We start from the raw sequence: 19,542 nt of genomic DNA, 5'->3' as shown, positions 1-19,542 counted from the left end.
GAGATGATCCAGGCGTTCCTCGACGGCGCCGGCGTGCGGGCGTGGATCGCGCTCGCCCTGCTGCTCATCGGTTCGCTGCTGTCCCTCGGCGCCGGCGTCGGCATCGTGCGGTTCCCGGACCCGCTCGTCCGCCTGCACGCCATGGCGAAGCCGCAGGTGCTCGGGCTGGCGTTCGCCCTGGCCGCGATCGTCGTCGCGGTGGGGACCTGGACGGCGTTCTGGGTCGTCCTGCCCATCATGGTGTTCCAGCTGTTCCTGGTGCCCGTCTCGACGCACATGATCGCCCGCGCCGGGCTGCGGGCGGACGACTACCGGCACGAGGACCTGTTGGTCGACGACACCGAGTCCTGATCTTTCGAGTGTTATCCCATTTTATCTGCGATGACTAAAACGAGGTAAATCCGCGAAGGTCTGGCGCATGGACGGCAGACGATGGCCTCGCTCCTCCGGTCGGCACTGCTCCAGATCTCTCCACGCAAGCGATGGACGGATCGCGCGCGACGGGCGGCCGAAGTCCTGACCGCCTTCGGCATGTCCGTGGACCACACCGGTACATGGTCGATGACCTGGGATGTCGAGCCGGCGGAGGGGTTGGCTGATCACGGCGACCTCGCCCTGGACCTGACGGACGTCCTCGTCGCGCTCGGACAGGCTGCGCAGGAACACGGTCGGGGCGTCGCGATCCTCGTGGACGAAGTACAGTTCCTGCGGTCAGCGCAGCTCGAAGCCATGATCCAGGCCCTGCACAAGACAGTCCAGCGCAAGCTCCCGATCACCTTCGTCGGCGCCGGGCTCCCCCAGATCGCCGAGCTCGCTGGCGACGCGAAGTCCTACGCGGAGCGCCTCTTCAGGTTCCCGGAGATCGACTCGCTCGGCGACGACGACGCCAGGGAGGCGCTCATCCGCCCGGCCGAGCTGGAGGAGGCCTCGTTCGCTTCCGACGCCGTCGACCTCGCACTGGAGATCACCAAGGGGTACCCCTACTTCCTCCAGGAGCTCGGATACCAGGCCTGGGAGATCGCCGCTGGTCCGGAGATCACCGCCGACGACATCGACGCCGCTCGCGAGGGGTACCTCACCAAACTGGACCGGTCGTTCTTCCGGGTGCGCCTCGACCGCGCAACAGGATTGCAGACCGCCTACCTCCGGGCCATGGCGGAGCTCGGACCGGACGCGCACAAGGCCGCCGATGTTGCTCGAGTCCTCAAGCGGGAGTCCACGCAACTCGGGCCGACTCGAGCGGAGCTGATCGACATGGGCCTCTTGTACACCCCCGAACACGGATACGCAGCGTTCACCGTCCCGGACTTCGACCAGTTCATGCTTCGAGCTGTGCCGGAGCTCGTGGTCCCGGAAGTCCGACGCCGTGCTCGTCGGACCAGCGACGGCCATCCCTGAACGGCGACAGGGCTCGGACGCCAAGGAGACCGCGATCGGCGCGGTGCGATCTGCTTCAGGCAGCCGTCCGGCGACGCAGCAGCAGGTTGACGACGGCCGCCAGCACGACGACCGCTGCCGAGGCCGCGGGGAGGACCATCGCCGCGGCTGCGCCGTGCTGCTCGGCCAGGTCGCCCGTGACGGCGGAGGCGATCGACTGCCCGACGATCACGGCGGAACCGAGGATCGTCATCGTGGTCGCGGACCGGCCGACCGGTGAACGGTCAGAACCGAGGCTGTACTGGGCGACGAGGGTCGGGCCGATGCCGACGCCCATGATCGCCAGGACGATGCCGACCGCCACGACGGAGTCGGCCTGCGAGAACGCGATCGCGCCGCCGAGCAGCACGACGCCGAACACGAGCCAGCGCCAGCCGAGGCCGAACGACCGCGGGAACGCTGCGGACCCGAGCGCGAGTCCGGCAGAACCGATGCCCATCAGGCCGTAGAGCAGGCCGGCCTGGGACGCCTCGCCGTGGGTCTCCATGAACGCCGTCAGCGACGTCAGGGTCGAGCCGAAGAACAGGCCGATGCCGAGGATCCCGACGACGACCACCACGAGCCGCGGACGCAGGAGCTGACGCGCCGGGGCCTGGGTCAGTTCCTCGTGCTGCCCGAGCACGAGCTTGCCGGTGGGGTGCAGCGCGAACGCGGTCACGAACACGAAGGTCAGGGCCGAGGCGCCGGCGACCGCGACCCACGGGGCGATCGCGCTGGCGAGGATGCCGACCAGGAACGGGCCGATGATGAAGACGGTCTCGTCGGCGGCCGACTCGTACGCCATCGTGCCGCTGAGGGTCTTCTCGCGGCGGGCCGGCCGCATGCGCTGCGCGATGATGGCGACGAGCCGGGTACGGGACATCGGCGCGACCTGGGGCGCGGACGCCCCGATGCAGAACGCCATCGCGAGCACGGCCAGGTCCGGCGCGCTGCCGCTGACGACGAAGGGGAACGCGCCGAGCAGCGCCGCGTTGACGAGGCCGACGGGGACGAGCACGGCACGCTGGCCGAACCGGTCCGCGGCGGCGCCGACCATCGGTCCGAACACCGCGGCACCGATGCCGACCGAGGCGGAGTTGACGCCACCGAGGGCGACGGAGTCACGCGCGGCCACGACGAGGGTGAGGACCCCGACGACCATCATGGCGAACGGCAGGCGGGCGATGAACGCCACCGGGAAGTACCAGCGTCCGGCGAGGGAGACGAGCGAGGCGTCTCCGGCGGTCGCGGTGGCCGTGCGCTCCGGGGCGGGCGCGGACGGGGAGGGACTGGTGTGGAGCATGGGGGTGTGCCTTCTCGGCCCGGCCCGGTTCGGTGGGGGCGGACCCATCGGGTGCCGCCGTTGTCCGCCGGGGAGCCGGCGGCCGGTAGATACACACTGCGTGTTTCAGAACTGCGCCCATCGTACCAACCGTTCCGGTCGGAGCCAGGGGTAATGCTTCGTCACCGGACCGTCCTGCGGCCCGCACGGCCCATATCGTGGCGCGCATGGAACAGCGACGCATGGGGCGCACGGGGGCGCCCGTCAGCTCGCTGACGCTCGGGACGCGTGCCGTCGCCGGCGTCGCGGCCCACGACCCGTCGGCCGGTGTGACCCTCGTGCTCGAGGCACTCACCCGCGGCGTGACGTCGGTCGACGTCTCGGACGCCGACGGCGCGGGCCTGGCCGAGACCGCGGTGGGCGCGGCGATCGCCGGACGGCGCGAGGACGTGTTCCTGTCGGTGCGGTTCGGCGCCCCGGTCGACCAGGACCCGGCGCACCGGGGCAACGGGCGGCGGTGGATGTTCCGTGCCGTGGAGCGGAGCCTGCAGCGACTCGGCACCGACGTCATCGACCTGTACCAGCCGGCGCTGCCGGACCCGGCGACGTCGCTCGACGAGACGCTCGACGCCCTCGCCGACCTGGTCGCACAGGGCAAGATCCGCGCCTTCGGCCTCCCCGGGTTCCCGGCCGAGGAACTCGTCGAGGCGCAGTGGCTCCGGTCCGGGGCGAAGAGCGCCACCGCGACGCACGTGCCCTACTCGGTCCTCACCCGCACGGCGGAGCGCACGGTGTTCCCGGTCGCCCGTCGCTTCGGCCTCGGGGTCCTGGCCGGAGCGCCCCTCGCCGGCGGCTGGCTCGCGGGGACCTACCGCGCGGGCACCGTCCAACCACGCTCACCACACGTCGACGAACAACCGGACGCGTACGACATCGGCGCCCCGCGGAACCGTCGGAAGCTCGAGGTCGCCGACCGGCTCGGACGCCTGGCCGACGACTCGGGGTTCACGGTGTCGGAGCTCGCGGTCGCCTTTGCCCTGACACACCCCGACGTGTCCTCGGTGGTGATCGGGCCGCGCACCGTGTCGCACGTCGACGCCTACGTGCAGGCGTCCGAGATCGTCCTCGACGACGGGCTGCTCGACGCGATCGACGCGATCGTCGCGCCGGGCACCCACGTGCTCGAACGGGACACCGGGTTCGCGCTGCCGGCGCTCAGCCGCGAGCGACTCCGCGGTCGCACCCCGGTGGGTGCCGGACCGAACCGCTCGTAGGTCCGCGGTCAGGAGACCTCGCCGGCACGCGCTCCCGCCCACAGGTCGACGTCGGTGATGCCGACGGAGTGCTGGTCGATGGTGCGGAGCTCCTCGTCGGTGAACGAGGTGTTCGCCAGCGCCGCGACGTTGTCCTCGAGCTGCGACACCTTCGACGCCCCGATCACGAGCGAGGTCACCCGCTCGTCCCGGAGCGCCCAGGCCAGTGCGAGCTGCGCCAGGGACTGTCCACGAGCGGCGGCGACGTCGTTCAGCGCTCGGAGGTGCCCGACGACCTCTGGTGTGATGCTCGAGGCGTCGAGCGACTTGCCGGCGGCGGCTCGGGAGTCCGACGGCACCCCGTCCAGGTACTTGCCGGTGAGCAGGCCCTGCGCCAGTGCGGTGAACCCGATCACGCCGAAGCCCAGCTCGCCGGCGGCGTCGAGCAGCCCCTCGGTCTCGATCCAGCGGTTGAGCATCGAGTACGACGGCTGGTGGATGAGCAGCGGCGTGCCGAGGTCGCGCAGGATCGCGGCCGCTTGACGGCTGCGTTCCGCGTCGTACGACGAGATGCCGACGTACAGCGCCTTGCCCTGCTGGACCGCCGTGTGCAGCGCGCCCATCGTCTCCTCGAGCGGGGTCGAGGCGTCGAGTCGGTGCGAGTAGAAGACGTCGACGTAGTCGAGACCCGTCCGCTGCAGGGACTGGTCGAGCGAGGCCAGCACGTACTTCCGTGAACCGCCGCCCTGACCGTACGGCCCCGGCCACATGTCCCAGCCGGCCTTGGTCGACACGATCATCTCGTCGCGGTAGGGCCGGAAGTCCTCACGCATCAGGCGCCCGAAGTTCACCTCGGCGGCTCCGTACGGCGGGCCGTAGTTGTTCGCGAGGTCGTGGTGGGTGATGCCGAGGTCGAAGGCCCGACGGCTGATCGCGCGCTGCGTCTCGAACGGCACGTCGTCACCGAAGTTGTGCCAGTACCCCAGGGAGAGCAGCGGCAGGTCGAGGCCGGAGCGGCCGGTGCGGCGGTACGTCATCGAGTCGTAGCGGTCGTCGCTGGCGATGTAGGTCATGGTCCGAGCCTGCCACCAGCGCCATCGGACGAGCGCAACGAGCGTGATCGGGTGCATGATCGACGCACCGGCACGGGGCGGTCTCCTGATCCCCGGGCGGGTACCGTGAGCGCGTGACCGCGCTCCGTTCGGCCGACCGATGACCGCCCTGGGCGCAGCGCCCGTCTTCGCCCTGGTGTTCCTCGTGCTCTACCTGGTGGGGCGGCGGCGCGACCCGCGGATGCTCCGGAACGGCGTGTTCCTGACGGCAGCGGCGTTCTTCGCACTCGCCACGGCCGTGTCCGCCCTGACGATCGTCGTACCGGGGTTCAGCCTGGTCGTCGGCATCGTGTTCCTGCTCGTCCCGCTCGCGGTCGCCGTCCTCGGCGTGGCCCTCATCGCGAACGGTTTCCAGATGCTCCGCTCCGAGGGGCGCAGTCTCGGCAACACGCTGTCGCTGGTCGCCGGGGTGCTCGTGTTCGTGCTGCCCGCGGTCGCCATCGCCCTGTTCGTGTCCGCCAGCGGCGAGGGCTTCACGCTCTGGGACGGCACCCGGATCGCGGTCGCCGTGCTGATGGTGTTCGTCTGCGGGTACTTCGCGGTGTCCCTCGTCGCGTTCGCCGTGTACTCCGTGGTCTACGGCCGGATGCGCCACGGGACGGTGCCGGACGCGATCGTCGTCCTCGGTTCCGGGCTGATCCGTGGCGAGGTGCCGCCCCTGCTCCGCAGCCGTCTCGACCGGGCGCTCGTGGTCTACCGCGCCGAGCGGGCCGCCGGGCGCCGGCCACTGTTGATCCCCTCCGGCGGGCAGGGCGACGACGAGCCTCGCCCCGAGGGCACCGCGATGGCCGAGTACCTGCTGGCGAACGGCGCGGACCCCGACGACGTCCGGCCCGAGACCGAGTCACGCAACACCCGCGAGAACCTGCGGTTCTCGCGCGCCGTCCAGGCCGAGGCCGGGCGCGACGGTCAGGTCGTCGTGGTCACGAACGACTACCACGTGCTCCGCGCCGCCACCCTGGCCCGGCGGCTCGACCTGCCGGCACAGGTGGTGGGTTCGCGGACGGCGCCGTACTACGTGCCGAGCGCGTTCCTGCGCGAGTTCGTCGCGGTGGTCGTCGAGCACCGGTGGCTCAACGTGGTGGCGTGCACGCCGTTCGTGCTGTTCACCGCGTTCCTGCTCTGGGAGTCGTTCCAGCAGCGGTAGACGTGACCGACGGACGGACGGGAGGCCCGTGGCGGGCCTGCCACGGGCCTCCCGTCCGAGCCACCGTAAGATCTCGACCATGGTCGAGATCCAGCCGCCCCGCCCGACCGACCTCCTCCCGATCGGCGAGATCGTCCGACGCACCGGCGTCGCCGCGTCGGCCCTGCACTTCTACGAGCGCAAGGGCCTGATCCGGCCCGAGCGCACCGACGGCGGCACGCGGATGTACCCGCGACACGTCGAACGGCGGATCGCGATCATCCAGGTGGCGAAGCGCCTCGGCATCCCGCTCAGCGAGGTCGCCGAGCAGTTCGGCACGCTGCCGGCCGACCGGATGCCGTCCCTGCGCGACTGGAACCGACTGAACGAGCGGTGGCGTGCACGACTCCGGGCCCGCCAGCTGGAACTCGAGCGGCTGCAGCAGGAGATGACGCAGTGCATCGGGTGCGGCTGCGTCTCGCTCGGGGCGTGTTCGGTCGTGAACCCGGGCGACACGCTCGGCGACGAAGGACACGGCGCTCGGCGGCTGCTGCCGATCGAGGACGACGCGCCGCAGGACTAGACCCCGCGGAGCCCCTCGTCGATCCGGTCGAGCAGCGCGAGCGCCCCGGGCAACCCGGCGTCGTCGTCGCCGAGCGCGTCGCGGAGCTTGCCGGCCCAGTGCGCGCGGAGGCGTCCGATGCTCTCCCGTGCCACGTCGGTCGAGTGCAGCTGCACGGTCCGCGCATCGTCCGGGTCCTGCCGCCGTTCGACCATCCCCTTCGACACCAGGGAGCGCAGCGCGACACTGAGGTTGCTGCGCTTGAGTGCGGTCGCCACCGCCGTCGCGCTCGGCGAGGTGCCGGGGTTGCGGTCGACCCAGCGCATCACGAGCGCCTCGGTCCCGGTGAGCGGCACGATGTCGAGCGCCCCGGCGCCGTGCGGGTCGATCTCCCGCGAGATCCGCAGCACGACGTCGGCGAGGTCGGCGAGGACGTGGTCGGACACGGCGGAGTGCATGTCCGTACTGTACCGAGGATCGGCAATGAGTTATGCTTTCATAACAATGACCACGGACACCGGAACCATCCGCGCGCACGTCGCGACACCCACGACCAGGCAGCAGGGCATCACGACCCCGCTGCTGCTGGTGCTCGGCCTGCTCAGCGCCGTCGCCCCCTTCGCCACCGACCTGTACCTGCCGGCGTTCCCGCAGATGACCACCGAGCTCGGTGCGAGCGCCACCACCGTGCAGCTCACGCTGACCGCGTTCCTGGTCGGTGTCACGGCCGGCCAGCTGGTCTTCGGCCCGCTGTCCGACCGGTTCGGCCGCGTGCCGCCGCTCATCGCCGGCGCGGCGCTGTGCGTCCTCGCGAGCGTCGCCGCGGTGCTCGCACCGAACATCGGCGTGCTCATCGCGGCCCGACTCCTGCAGGGCCTGGGCGGTGCGGCCGGCATGGTGATCAGCCGTGCGGTCATCTCCGACCTGGCGACCGGCAAGCCCGCAGCCCGCGCGTTCTCGCTCATGATGATCGTCGGCGGGGTCGCCCCCGTCGTCGCTCCGCTGCTCGGCGGCCTGCTCACCGGCCCGATCGGCTGGCGCGGACTGCTGTCGATCGTCCTCGGTCTGTCCGTGGTCATGCTCGTCGCGGTGCTCGCCGTCATCCGCGAGACCCACCTGAAGGCGCACCGCGACGTGCTGCGCGAGGAGCGCAAGGGCTCCGGTTCGCCGCTCCGCGCGCTGCGCTCCCGCACCTTCCTCGGCTACATCGCCGTGTTCGGCTTCGCATTCGCCGTGATGATGGCCTACATCTCGGCCTCGCCGTTCCTGTACCAGGACATGATCGGGCTCGGCACCGTCGGCTACGGCCTGGCCTTCGGGCTGAACGCGCTCGCCCTGATGGGTGTGAGCATCGTGTCCGCCAAGCTCACCGAGACCCGTTCGGTCACCGGCGTGCTGTCGCTCGGCATCGCCCTGGTGTTCGCGTCGACGGTGGCGTTCGCGTTGCTCGTCGTCTTCGCGGCGCCGGTGTTCTGGCTCGCCGTCCCGCTGTTCACCGCGGTCGGCTCGCTCGGCCTGGTGCTCGGCAACGCCACGGCGCTGGCACTCGGTGCGGTCCCCGCCGCTGCCGGCAGCGCGTCGGCCGTGCTCGGGGCGTTGCAGTTCGGGCTCGCGGCGCTGGTGTCCCCGCTCGTCAGCATCGGCGGCTCGGTGACGGCGGCACCGCTGGCGATCGTGATGCTCGCGGCAGCCGTGGTGGCCGTCGTGGCACTGCTCGTCGCCCGGGGTCGCACCCGCCTGGCCTGACCCGGTCGGGGTCGACCCGGAACGACTTCATCGACGTCGCACGACAACGAGGACGTCGTTCCGAGTCGGCAGCCCCGTCGACTACCGCCCCCGCAGGAACGGGATCCGCGGCATGAGCCAGTCGACCCACACCACCCGCACCCCCGGGGCCACGGCGAGCGCCCACAGGATCGAGGCCACCGCGTCGGTGGGGTAGTGCACGGCGTCGATCGACACCGAGAAGAACACCACCACGATCGCGACGACCCCGAGCGTGCGTGCGAGCCGGTGCCACCGGGTCTCGCGCAGCAGCCAGATCAGCGCGATCACGAACGCCGTGATGTAGACGGTGTGCCCGCTCGGGTACCCGGGGTCGGGCTGCACGGGGAACGGGTGCGGCAGCACGGCGACGTCGGGCCTGGCGCGGTGGACGATCTCCTTCACGACCGCGGACGGCACCCACGTGATGGCGATCGTGCCGCCGAAGGCCAGGGCCGGGCGGAGACTCCGGGTGCGCCACCAGATCACGGCCACGACGACGACGGTGATCCCGATCGCCGGACCCGGACTGATGACGTGGTAGACGGCGGTGGTGAACGCCCCGATCGCGCCGGTGTGCAGGGCGTTCAGGGCCTTCGACAGTCCGAGGTCGACCGTGCCGAGGGCGAACCCGACGAGCGTGATGACGACCACGGCGATGACCGCGATCGCGACGGAGACGAGCGGGTACGGCGACGGCTCGAGGATCCCGGTGCCGTCGGACTCCGGTCGGCGGGGGCGGAGCAGCGGCGCGTCGGTCATCCGACCATCGTCCCAGCCCGGACTCCGACCGAGGGCCCCGCGAGCCTCTGAAAGCACTCAGCGCAGCCGCCCGCGAGTAGACAGGAGGCATGCCAACCGTTGCCGAGAACATCGTCGCCACCCTCCGCAAGAACGACGTCGCCCGCGTCTACGGCCTGCCGGGGGACTCCCTCAACGGCTTCACCGACGCGCTGCGCAAGGACGGCACGATCCGGTGGGAGCACGTCCGCCACGAGGAGGCCGCCGCCTTCGCCGCGAGCGCCGAGGCCGAACTGACCGGCGAGCTCGCGGTCTGCGCCGGCAGCTGCGGCCCCGGCAACCTGCACCTGGTCAACGGCCTGTTCGACGCCAACCGGTCGCGCGTCCCGGTCCTCGCGATCGCCGCGCACATCCCCACGGCGGAAATCGGCTCCGGCTACTTCCAGGAGACCCACCCGCAGGAGCTTTTCCGCGAGTGCTCGGTCTACGTCGAGTACGTCGCCGACCCGACCCAGATGCCCCGCCTGCTCGAGATCGCGATGCGCGAGGCCGTCGAGAAGCGCGGGGTCGCGGTGCTCGTGATCCCCGGCGATGTCCTGCTCGCCGAGGCGAAGGACGACCGCACCACCCGCATCGAGCGCACGACGCCCCGCATCGTGCCGAGCGAGGCCGAGCTGCTCCGCACCGCCGAGCTGCTGAACGGTGCCGACAAGGTCACGATCCTGGCCGGTGCCGGCGTCGCCGGGGCGCACGACGAGGTCATCGCGCTGGCCGAGCGTCTGCAGGCCCCGATCGTGCACGCCCTGCGCGGCAAGGAGCACATCGAGTGGGACAACCCCTACGACGTCGGCATGACGGGCCTGCTCGGTTTCGCGTCCGGGTACCGCGCGATGGAGGACGCCGACGTCGTGCTCATGCTCGGCACCGACTTCCCCTACCAGCAGTTCTTCCCCGCCAAGGCGAAGCACGTGCAGGTCGACATCCGCGGGTCGCAGCTCGGCCGGCGGCACCCCGTCGACATCGGCCTGGTCGGCACCGTGAAGGACACCGCGCTCGCGCTCATCCCGCTGCTGACCGGTTCGCACCCGACGACGCACCTCGACAACGCCCTGAAGCACTACCGGAAGACCCGCGAGAAGCTCGACGACCTGGCCGTCCCAGCCGGCCGGAAGAAGCCGCTGCACCCGCAGTACGTCGCTCGTGTGCTCGACCGGATCGCTGCAGACGACGCCGTGTTCATCCCGGACGTCGGCTCCCCCGTGGTGTGGGCGTCGCGCTACCTCACGATGAACGGCAAGCGTCGTCTGATCGGCTCGTTCGTGCACGGCACGATGGCGAACGCCGTTCCGCAGGCGATCGGTGCGCAGACGGCGTTCCCGGACCGCCAGGTGATCGCCCTCGCGGGTGACGGCGGTCTGACGATGCTGCTCGGCGAGCTCATCACGATCGTGCAGAACAAGCTGCCGGTGAAGATCGTCGTGTTCGACAACTCGTCGCTGAACTTCGTCGAGCTCGAGATGAAGGCCGCCGGGTTCGTGAACTACGGCACGGAGCTGCAGAACCCGGACTTCGCCGCGGTCGCCGAGGCGATCGGCATCAAGGGCTTCAAGGTCGACGTGTCCGACGACTTCGAGGACGCGATGGCCGCCGCGCTCGCGCACGACGGCCCCGCGCTCGTCTCGGTGCGCGCGAACCGGCAGGAGCTGTCGATGCCCCCGGCGGTCACGCTCGAGCAGGCGAAGGGCTTCACGCTCTACGCCATCCGCACGGTGTTGTCCGGACGCGGCGACGAGCTGCTGGACCTCGCGTCGACCAACGCGCGCCAGCTGCTGTAGACGCGACCGCACGGCGGACGGGAGGCACGGTGTCAGCTGGCACCGTGCCTCCCGGCATCGACGACGTCACCACCCGAGCGGCTGGCCGTCCTCCAGGAACACGCCGGTCGGGCCCTCCGGGCCCACGCTCGCGGCGGCCGCGACGGTCGCCGCGCTCACCTCGACGGGGCGACCGTGCGGGTTCGGCACCCCGCCGAGCTCGGTCGCCGTGTAGCCGGGCTCGAGGACCACGAAGCGCACCTCGGGTGCGATGCGGGCGTACTGCACCGTGAGCATCGAGACGGCCGACTTGCTCGCGCCGTAGACCGCGGCCTGCACGGTCGACGCCGCGCTGTCCGGGTCGTGGACCGCCGTGAACGAGCCGAGCGCGCTCCCGACGTTGACGACGAGGGGGCGCTCCGATCGGCGCAGGATCGGCAGCGCGGCCTCGGTCGTGCGGACGATGCCGACGGCGTTCGTGTCGAAGACGGCGAGCGCGTCCGGCCCGTTCAGACCCCACATCGCGATGCCGGCGTTGTTGACCAGGACGTCCAGGCCGCCGTTCGCGTCGATGTGCGCGAAGGCTGCGGCGACCGAGTCGTCGTCGCGGACGTCGAGCTGGACGGGGCGTGCGCCGATCTCGGCGGCGACGGCCGCTCCCTGGTCGGCGTCGCGAGCGCCGATCCAGACGGTGTGGCCGGCTGCGACGAGCTGGCGGGCGGTTTCCTTGCCGAGGCCACGGGTGGCGCCGGTGATGAGTGTCGTTGTCATGGGTCCAGCGTCACGCTCGACGCAGTCGGCAGGGAGTCGCCCGGTTGTCGTAGGACTGACGGGGCCAGGACGCGGCCGCGACGTGCGCGCAGACTGGGGGCATGGCGGACACGGACTTCGGGCACACCCTGCGACGGCTCCGCGACCACGTCACCCCCGCCGCTGCCGGCATGACCGTCGGGCCGCGCCGTCGGGCGGCGGGGCTGCGGCGCGAGGAACTCGCGGGGCTCGCGGGGATCTCCGCCGACTACCTGACCCGCCTGGAGCAGGGACGCGCGACGTCGCCGTCCGCCCAGGTGGTCGAGGCCCTGACACGTGCCCTCCGGGTCTCGGATGCCGAACGCGAGCTGCTGTACCGGCTCGCCGGGCATGCCACCCCGGGTGCGGACGTCGTGCCGTCGCGGATCCCGCCGAGCGTGCAGCGGCTGCTCGACCGGCTGGCGGACACCCCGGTCGCGGTGCTCGACGCCGCCGGGAACCTGCTCGTCGCGAACGCTCCGCACGAGGCCCTGATGGGGCCGATCGGCGGGATGCGTGGGAACGAGCGGAACACCGCATGGCGGCACCTGGTCGGTGCCGGCAGCCGCGCCGTGCACACACCCGCGGAACAGGCGGCGTTCGAGGAGAACCTGGTCGCCGGACTCCGCATGACCGCGGCCCGCTACCCGCTCGACCGGCAGTTGCAGCAGCTCGTGCGCGACCTGCGGGCGGCGAGCCCGCGGTTCGTCGAGCTGTGGGACTCGGGTGCGACGACCCTGGGCGAGACGGCCCGCCGCAAGGTGATCGACCACCCCGACGTCGGGCGCATCACGCTCGACTGCGACACCCTGGTGGTCGGGCCGGAGGACCTGCGGATCCTGGCGTACACGGCGGTGCCGGGGTCGGTGGACGCCGAGCGCTTGGCGCTGGCGATCGTGCTCGGGACGCAGTCGTTGGTGGAGTGAGCACTCGCCCCCAATTCGTGGGGGATGCTCGCGACGAGGTCCACAGCGCATCCCAAGGTTGGCTACGATCCGAGAGCGCCGGTGTCCGGCGATCTCAGACGTCCGGTCTCCTGCCGGACTGCACACCCGAGGGGACCACCCGTGCAGCACAGCACTGCAACACTTCGACGCGCCTGCGCGATCGGCGCGACCATCGCCGTCATCGGTCTGAGCACCGGCTTCGGCGCGTTGACGGCCACGACCGCCTTCGCCGACGAGCAGCCCGTCGCACCGACGACGACCGCGACCGCGTCCCCGGCGCAGGGCACTGACAGCACGGCCGACGGCGCTGACGAGTCGGCTCCGCCGGTTCCCGGGGCGACGGCCACGCCGACGGCCGAGGCGACAGCTGATCCCGCCGCGGAACCGTCCCTGCCGGTCAGCACGCCGGCCGCGACTGCGACCCCCGATCCCACCGCGCCCGTCGCAGCAGAACTGGCCGCGACGATCACCGGGCACGCGACCGTCGGCAGCACGCTCACGGCGGTCGGACACGACTTCACCGGCGAGCTGACCTACACGTGGGCCAGCGGCGACGCGATCCTGCCGACCACCACCGACTCGTACGTCGTCGCTGCCTCGGACGCCGGCAAGACCATCCGCGTCACGATCACCAGCGACACCGACGAGTCCGCGACGACCACGACGGCCGTCGTCACGCAGGAGGCGGCCTTCCCGGAGGCCTCGACCGAAGACGACCCGATCACGTTCTCCGCGGTCGCCGGTGAGCGTTTCACCCACACGTTCGCCGCCGAGGGCTTCCCCGCACCGACGTACTCGGCTGCGTACTACTCGCTCGACGATCCGTACGCGAGCGAGGACGATGGTGACGAATCCGGGTACCTGCCGTACGGCCTGTCCCTGGACCACACCACCGGCGCGCTCTCCGGGACGCCCCGCTACTCCGGCACCTACGCGTTCCGCATCGTGGCGACGAGCGGCACCACGACCGCATCGCAGTACGTCAACATCACGATCGACGCCGCCGCACCGCTCGGCGTGGAGGTCACCGCGGAGGACAAGGACACCTTCCTCACCGCGCACTCCACCAGCTGGGTCATCGAACGCGACGGTACCGTCTGGACGTTCGAGAACGAGACCACCCGTCAGCCCGACGGTGGGTACACCGGGTTCGGGGTCGGGTTCGAGGGCGGCCAGCCCACCATCGACCAGGGCGGGACCCTGCTCGTCAGCGGCCACCTGGTCGACCGCTTCGGCAACGAGGTCGACGACGCCGACGGCTACCCGGTGCCGTTCACGGTGACCTCGGATCACCCTTCCGACGTCATCACGCCGAGCCGCGATCCGTGGGTCGCGACCGACGTCACGTTCCCCGAGGCGTCGACGCACTCCCTCGAGGTCGCCTCGAGCGGGTTCGCGACCGCCTTCACGGTCGTGGTCCAGCCCACCGCGGCTCTGGCTGTCTCCCCCACGGGCACGGTCGCCACCCCGACCGCCACCACGGGCGAACTCGCCTACACGGGCTCCGACGCGATGCACCTGCTCCCCTGGGCCGGCGGGCTCGCCGTCACCGGAGCAGCGGTCATCGCGCTGCAGGCCTCCCGTCGCCGGAAGCAGCACTGACGTGGGGGCGAAGAAGCTCATCCCCGAAGCCGCGCTCGTCGCCTACCTGGTCGGCGTACCCCTGGCCGTGATGGGTGCGATCGCGGCGTTGATCCTCGGTGGCGTCGGAGGTGCCGTGGTCGGAGCGTCGGCGTTCGTCGGCGGCATCCTGTTCGTGTGCACCGGCATGATCGTCAGCACGATCGACCGGCGCTGATCCGGACGGAGGCGCTGCCGGCTACGCGGCGTCCTCGACGTCGAACACCACGACCCGCGCACTCGCACCACCGATGAACTCCGCCACCGGCCGGTGCTCCGGGTGCGGCAGGTACCCGGCGAGCGCCGCACGGTCGCGGAACCGGACCACGAGCATCCAGTGGAACCCGCCTTCGAGCCCCTCGGTGCTCACGCTCGTCCCCGACTGCACAGACTCGACACCGTCGATCCGTGGCAGGTGCTCACGCGAAAGCGCCGAAGCGTCGGAGGACCGGTCGGCCCCGTCCCACGCCACCAGCACGGTGTGCGTCACTGCGGACATGTCAGTACCTCCGAGACTCAGAACGCGGGCGTTCCACCGGCGATCGTGATCGTCGACCCCGACTGGTAGCTCGACTCCGGGCTCACCAGGTGCACGTACGCGGCACCGAGCTCGGCGGGCTGTCCGGGGCGGCCGAACGGCGACGTCTCGCCGAAGTGCGACACCGTCTCAGCGTCGTCGGAGCCCGGCTGCAGCGGCGTCCACACCGGTCCGGGGGCGACGGAGTTCACGCGGATGCCCTTCGGCGCGAGCTGCTGGGCGACGGCCTCGGTGAAGAGCTTGATCGCACCCTTCGACACGGCGTAGTCGATCTTGTCGGCGGAGGGCGTCGATGCCTGGATCGAACCGGTCGTCACGATCGTGGAGCCCGGCTCGAGGTGCGGCACCGCTGCCTTGGTCAGCCAGAACAGCGAGTAGATGTTGGTCTTGAACGTCGAGTCGAACATCGACGTGTCGAGGGTCAGGATGTCCTCGTTGCTGTCCATGCGGCCGGCGACCATGACCAGGGTGTCGAGACCGCCGAACTCGTCGACGCCCTTCTGCACCAGGTCCGTGCAGTACTGCTCGTCGGAGATGTCCCCGGGGAAGAGCACGGCGCGACGTCCCTCTGACTCGAGCAGGTCGCGCACCTGTTCGGCGTCCTCCTGCTCGTCCGGCAGGTAGGACAGCACCAGGTCGGCGCCCTCACGCGAGAGGGCGATGGCGGCGGCGCGACCGATGCCGGAGTCGGCGCCGGTGACGATGCCGCGGTAGCCGGTCAGCCGCTCCCGGCCGACGTAGCTCTCCTCGCCGTGGTCGGGCTTCGGGTCCATCTTCCACGCGGCACCCGGCAGCGACTGCTCCTGCTCCGGGTACGGCGGGGCCGGGTAGAGGGTGTTCGGATCGCGCTTGTCGTACTGGCTCATGCGTTCCACTGTCGTCGTCGCGCGTGGACGCGCGTTCAGCGTCGTGCGCCGGGGTCGGTCCGCTGCGAACAGGGACCGCCACTGGTCCCCATTTCGTCCGACTGTCTGCGCGCTCCGACAGGTCTACGGTCTGTTCCGTGTGGCAACGACGCCGCACGATGACGAATCGAGCATCATGCAACGACGGATGAAGCAACTCGTCGCGATCGCGTTGAGCGCCGGTGTCGTGGGGGCCCTCGTCCCCGCGATCTCCGCCCAGGCGGTCACGACGAGCGACACCCCGGACTTCGGGAGCAACGTCAAGATCTACGACCCCTCGGTGCCCGCGTCGACCATCCAGGCCGACGTCGACGCCGCCTTCACCGGTCAGCTCCGCAGCACGAGCGCGCAGTTCGGCACGCAGCGGTACGCGTTCCTGTTCAAGCCCGGCAACTACGGCCGCGTCTGGGCGAACCTGGGCTTCTACACATCGGTCGCCGGGCTGGGGAAGAACCCCGACGACGTGACCATCAACGGTGCCGTGAACGTCGATTCCGGATGGAACGCCGGGGACGAGAAGAACGCGACGCAGAACTTCTGGCGGTCGGTCGAGAACGTGGCGATCGTGCCAGAGGGCGGCACCGACCGGTGGGCGGTCTCGCAGGCCGCGCCGATGCGTCGGGTGCACATCAAGGGGAACCTGACGATGGGACCGTCGAACCAGGACGGTGGCCAGGGGTACTCGTCAGGCGGCTACATCGCCGACACCAAGGTCGACGGCACCGTGACGTCCGGGTCGCAGCAGCAGTGGTACACCCGGAACTCGACGATCGGTTCGTGGCAGGGCGGCAACTGGAACATGACGTTCTCGGGCGTGAACGGCGCCCCCGCGAACGACTTCTCGAAGAGCTACACCACGCTCGCAACCACCCCGACGACACGGGAGAAGCCGTACCTGTACGTCGACTCGTCGAACAAGTACCACGTGTTCGTCCCGTCGCTGCGGCAGAACTCGAGCGGCGTCACGTGGCCGAACACCGGCGGCACCGACATCCCGATGCGGAACTTCTACGTCGCCCACCCGGGCGACTCGGCGGCGACGATCAACGGCGCGCTGGCCCAGGGGCTGAACCTGTTCTTCACCCCGGGGACCTACCAGCTCGACGCGGCGATCAACGTTACCCGGGCGGACACCGTCGTGACGGGCATCGGGTTCCCGACGCTCGTGCCGACCAAGGGCAACGCCGTCCTGACCTCGACCGACGTCGCCGGGGTGAACGTCTCGAACCTCGTCGTCGATGCCGGGACCCAGAACAGCGCGCAGCTCGTCCGCCTCGGCACGTCAGGGTCGCACGTCGACCACGCCGGCGACCCGCAGAGCATCCAGGACGTCTTCTTCCGCGTCGGCTCGAGCGTGCAGGGCAAGGCCTCGACCACGCTGCAGGTGAACGCCGACGACACGCTCATCGACCACATCTGGGCCTGGCGCGCGGACCACGGCGGCGCGCCGACCGGATGGACCGTGAACACCGGCGCGACCGGCGTCGAGGTGAACGGCAACGACGTCCTCGCCACCGGGCTGTTCGTCGAGCATTACCAGAAGTACGAAGTGCAGTGGAACGGCAACAACGGCAAGACGATCTTCTTCCAGAACGAGATGCCCTACGACGTGCCCGACAACGCCTCGTGGCAGAGCCCGACGGGCGCCGGCTACGCCGCGTACAAGGTCGCCGCGAACGTGACGAGCCACGAGATCTGGGGCGGCGGCGTCTACTGCTTCTTCAACACGAACCCCGCGGTGCACGCCGACCGCGCGTTCGAGGTCCCGCAGACCGCCGGCGTCCGAGCGCACGGCCTGGTCACGGTCTCGCTCGGCGACACCGGCACCATCTCGAGCGTCATCAACGGCGTCGGTGGTGCGGTGCCGACACCGGCTGGCAACACCGCCCCGAACCGCGTCGCCTCGTACAACTGATCCCGGGAGGACCGATGATGCACACCACTCGGAAGCGGCGACTGGTCGCTCTCACGGTCGCCGGAGCGGCGGCCCTCGCACTCGGGGCGGGCCCCGTCCTGCAGGGAGCGGACCCCGCGAACGCCGCGAGCGGCGACGTGGTCTGGTCGCAGGACTTCGACGGAGCCGCGGGCAGCGCACCGGATCGATCGGCCTGGACGAACGAGACCGGAGGCGGCGGCTGGGGCAACAACGAGCTCGAGGACTACACGGACTCGCGCGACAACTCGGCGCTCGACGGGCAGGGCAACCTGGTCATCACGGCGAAGCGCGAGGCCGACGGTTCGTACACCAGCGCCCGACTCACGACGCAGGGCAAGTACACGCCCCGGTACGGCCGCGTCGAGGCCCGGATCCAGATCCCGCGCGGCCAGGGCATCTGGCCGGCGTTCTGGATGCTCGGCTCCGACCTGCCCCAGGTCGGCTGGCCGAACTCCGGCGAGGTCGACGTGATGGAGAACGTCGGGTACGAGCCGGCGACGGTGCACGGCACGGTCCATGGGCCCGGGTACTCCGGCGGCCAGGGCATCACGTCGAGCTACCAGCACCCACAGGGGTGGTCGTTCGCGGACACGTTCCACACGTTCGCGGTCGATTGGAAGCCCGCATCGATCACCTGGTCGGTCGACGGTGTCGCCTACAAGACGGTCACGCCGGCCGACACGGGTGGCAACCCGTGGGTCTTCGACAAGCCGTTCTTCATCGTGCTGAACCTCGCCGTCGGCGGCAGCTGGCCCGGGTACCCGGACGGCACGACGCAGTTCCCGCAGCAGATGAAGATCGACTTCGTCCGCGTGATCGACAACTCCTGACCCAGCGGGGGGGGCGACCAGCCGCTCTGGACGCGGCTGATGACGGACGGGAGGCCCGTGGCGACGTCGCCACGGGCCTCCCGTCCGCCTGTTGGTTCAGACGCCCGCCGTGGTCTTGATCCAGGACGAGGCCTGCGACAGCAGGGCGTAGTTCGAGCCGGCCTTGGTGTCGGCACCGGGGTCGGCGCTGTCACCGGTCGAGCAGACGGCGACGACCTTGCCGTTCACGAGCAGGGGGCCGCCGGAGTCGCCGTGGTTCGAGGCGCCGGTCACGCCGGTGAGGTGCTGGGCACGACCGCTGTAGGCGTCGGTGCTCGCGCCGGTGAGCGAGACGGTGGCCTGGTAGAGCCCGTCGGACTGGGTGGCGTTCGCGCGCAGGCCGTACCCCTGGATGGTGCCGGTGCCGGTCGACTTGGCGGTCGCGGTGAGGTCGAGCGGGGCGTACGTGGACAGCGAGTAGGCGGTCCGCAGGTGCACGAGCGCGATGTCGCCTGCCGGTGCTGCGGAGACGCGGTCGACGGCGACGGCGGTGCCCCGGTTGGTGGTCGAGTTCGAGTGGTAGACGTTCATCGCACCGATGCCGTCGATGCAGTGGCGGGCGGTGAGGATCCACGAGGCGTTGATCTGCTCGCCGGTGCAGTTGCTGACGTAGCCGGACGGGATGGAGCCACCCGAGGCCTCGAGCTGGACCGCCCACGAGGTGGTGGGGGCCTTCTCGCCACCGACGACCTTCGTGCTGGCCGGCAGGGCCGAGGCGGGTGACGCGGCGAACACGCCCGCGGTGATGACGGCCGCGGCGGCGAACGCGGCTGCGATGGACTTCTTCATGACGACTCCTCTGTCGGGGGAAGCACCTGACCCGTTGCGTTGTGCAACTGGTCAGCATCTTGACCCTCGTTCGGGGGCC

At 70.8% G+C, this 19,542-nt stretch carries 20 protein-coding genes; 12 read left to right on the top strand and 8 right to left on the bottom strand.

What is annotated here, in order from left to right; all coding sequences use genetic code 11:
* Nucleotides 1-3 precede the first annotated feature (3 nt).
* Together ABH929_RS03630 and ABH929_RS03625 are read left to right on the top strand one after the other, a co-directional pair.
* A complete protein-coding gene (locus ABH929_RS03630) occupies nt 4-351 on the top strand; it encodes a monovalent cation/H(+) antiporter subunit G (protein WP_228505532.1) in 348 nt (115 codons plus the stop codon).
* 210 nt (nt 352-561) lie between these two features.
* Entirely contained in the window at nt 562-1,398 is an 837-nt protein-coding gene (locus ABH929_RS03625; RefSeq protein WP_404560131.1) for a hypothetical protein, read from the top strand.
* Nucleotides 1,399-1,453: 55 nt separating this feature from the next.
* On the opposite strand, the gene ABH929_RS03620 is transcribed toward ABH929_RS03625, so the two are convergent.
* A complete protein-coding gene (locus ABH929_RS03620; protein WP_263091171.1) occupies nt 1,454-2,719 on the bottom strand; it encodes an MFS transporter in 1,266 nt (421 codons plus the stop codon).
* A 206-nt stretch (nt 2,720-2,925) separates the two neighbouring features.
* Here ABH929_RS03620 and ABH929_RS03615 point away from each other — a divergent pair, with 206 nt between their 5' ends.
* The gene (locus ABH929_RS03615; protein ID WP_404560130.1) at nt 2,926-3,972 is read left to right on the top strand and encodes an aldo/keto reductase; all 1,047 of its coding nucleotides are present in this window, start codon (nt 2,926-2,928) and stop codon (nt 3,970-3,972) included.
* A gap of 8 nt (nt 3,973-3,980) precedes the next feature.
* Here ABH929_RS03615 and mgrA read toward each other — a convergent pair whose 3' ends face one another.
* The gene (gene mgrA / locus ABH929_RS03610) at nt 3,981-5,024 is read right to left on the bottom strand and encodes an L-glyceraldehyde 3-phosphate reductase (RefSeq protein ID WP_404560129.1); all 1,044 of its coding nucleotides are present in this window, start codon (nt 5,022-5,024) and stop codon (nt 3,981-3,983) included.
* Between the two features lie 139 nt (nt 5,025-5,163).
* Here mgrA and ABH929_RS03605 point away from each other — a divergent pair, with 139 nt between their 5' ends.
* Nucleotides 5,164-6,210, top strand: coding sequence for a YdcF family protein (locus ABH929_RS03605; protein WP_404560128.1), 1,047 nt, complete (start codon nt 5,164-5,166; stop codon nt 6,208-6,210).
* A 79-nt stretch (nt 6,211-6,289) separates the two neighbouring features.
* On the top strand, nt 6,290-6,772 hold the full coding sequence (soxR, locus tag ABH929_RS03600) for a redox-sensitive transcriptional activator SoxR (RefSeq protein WP_111085894.1): 483 nt from the start codon (nt 6,290-6,292) through the stop codon (nt 6,770-6,772).
* Here the strand turns inward: soxR and ABH929_RS03595 are convergent.
* Nucleotides 6,769-7,209, bottom strand: coding sequence for a MarR family winged helix-turn-helix transcriptional regulator (locus tag ABH929_RS03595; RefSeq protein ID WP_404560127.1), 441 nt, complete (start codon nt 7,207-7,209; stop codon nt 6,769-6,771). The genes soxR and ABH929_RS03595 overlap by 4 nt on opposite strands.
* Nucleotides 7,210-7,255: 46 nt before the next feature.
* On the opposite strand from ABH929_RS03595, the gene ABH929_RS03590 reads away from it, so the two are divergent.
* On the top strand, nt 7,256-8,497 hold the full coding sequence (locus ABH929_RS03590) for a multidrug effflux MFS transporter (protein WP_404560126.1): 1,242 nt from the start codon (nt 7,256-7,258) through the stop codon (nt 8,495-8,497).
* Nucleotides 8,498-8,578: 81 nt separating this feature from the next.
* Here the strand turns inward: ABH929_RS03590 and ABH929_RS03585 are convergent, their stop codons facing one another.
* The gene (locus tag ABH929_RS03585) at nt 8,579-9,277 is read right to left on the bottom strand and encodes a phosphatase PAP2 family protein (protein WP_194648962.1); all 699 of its coding nucleotides are present in this window, start codon (nt 9,275-9,277) and stop codon (nt 8,579-8,581) included.
* Nucleotides 9,278-9,366: 89 nt separating this feature from the next.
* On the opposite strand from ABH929_RS03585, the gene poxB reads away from it, so the two are divergent.
* A complete protein-coding gene (gene poxB, locus ABH929_RS03580) occupies nt 9,367-11,091 on the top strand; it encodes a ubiquinone-dependent pyruvate dehydrogenase (RefSeq protein ID WP_205463627.1) in 1,725 nt (574 codons plus the stop codon).
* 66 nt (nt 11,092-11,157) lie between these two features.
* On the opposite strand, the gene ABH929_RS03575 is transcribed toward poxB, so the two are convergent.
* Entirely contained in the window at nt 11,158-11,841 is a 684-nt protein-coding gene (locus ABH929_RS03575; protein WP_404560125.1) for an SDR family NAD(P)-dependent oxidoreductase, read from the bottom strand.
* Nucleotides 11,842-11,942: 101 nt separating this feature from the next.
* Between ABH929_RS03575 and ABH929_RS03570 the strand changes: the two genes are divergently transcribed.
* From ABH929_RS03570 to ABH929_RS03560, 3 genes are all read left to right on the top strand, one after another.
* Nucleotides 11,943-12,785, top strand: coding sequence for a helix-turn-helix transcriptional regulator (locus ABH929_RS03570; protein WP_404560124.1), 843 nt, complete (start codon nt 11,943-11,945; stop codon nt 12,783-12,785).
* Between the two features lie 141 nt (nt 12,786-12,926).
* On the top strand, nt 12,927-14,408 hold the full coding sequence (locus tag ABH929_RS03565) for a putative Ig domain-containing protein (protein WP_404560123.1): 1,482 nt from the start codon (nt 12,927-12,929) through the stop codon (nt 14,406-14,408).
* A gap of 1 nt (nt 14,409) precedes the next feature.
* Entirely contained in the window at nt 14,410-14,604 is a 195-nt protein-coding gene (locus ABH929_RS03560) for a hypothetical protein (RefSeq protein WP_404560122.1), read from the top strand.
* Between the two features lie 21 nt (nt 14,605-14,625).
* Here ABH929_RS03560 and ABH929_RS03555 read toward each other — a convergent pair whose 3' ends face one another.
* Nucleotides 14,626-14,925, bottom strand: a complete 300-nt coding sequence (locus ABH929_RS03555; protein WP_404560121.1) for a Dabb family protein — start codon at nt 14,923-14,925, stop codon at nt 14,626-14,628.
* 17 nt (nt 14,926-14,942) lie between these two features.
* The gene (locus ABH929_RS03550; protein ID WP_404560120.1) at nt 14,943-15,830 is read right to left on the bottom strand and encodes an SDR family oxidoreductase; all 888 of its coding nucleotides are present in this window, start codon (nt 15,828-15,830) and stop codon (nt 14,943-14,945) included.
* Between the two features lie 187 nt (nt 15,831-16,017).
* Between ABH929_RS03550 and ABH929_RS03545 the strand changes: the two genes are divergently transcribed.
* Both ABH929_RS03545 and ABH929_RS03540 read left to right on the top strand, forming a co-directional pair.
* Entirely contained in the window at nt 16,018-17,784 is a 1,767-nt protein-coding gene (locus tag ABH929_RS03545; protein ID WP_194673814.1) for a hypothetical protein, read from the top strand.
* Between the two features lie 17 nt (nt 17,785-17,801).
* Nucleotides 17,802-18,635 carry a family 16 glycosylhydrolase gene (locus ABH929_RS03540; protein WP_404560119.1) on the top strand — a complete coding sequence of 278 codons (834 nt, stop codon included), beginning with the start codon at nt 17,802-17,804 and terminating at the stop codon, nt 18,633-18,635.
* Between the two features lie 96 nt (nt 18,636-18,731).
* Here the strand turns inward: ABH929_RS03540 and ABH929_RS03535 are convergent, their stop codons facing one another.
* A complete protein-coding gene (locus ABH929_RS03535) occupies nt 18,732-19,463 on the bottom strand; it encodes a S1 family peptidase (protein ID WP_404560118.1) in 732 nt (243 codons plus the stop codon).
* Between the last annotated feature and the right edge of the window lie 79 nt (nt 19,464-19,542).

Source organism: Curtobacterium sp. AB7 (assembly GCF_044909335.1).
GTDB lineage: Bacteria > Actinomycetota > Actinomycetes > Actinomycetales > Microbacteriaceae > Curtobacterium.
This window is presented reverse-complemented; position numbering and strand designations above follow the sequence as displayed.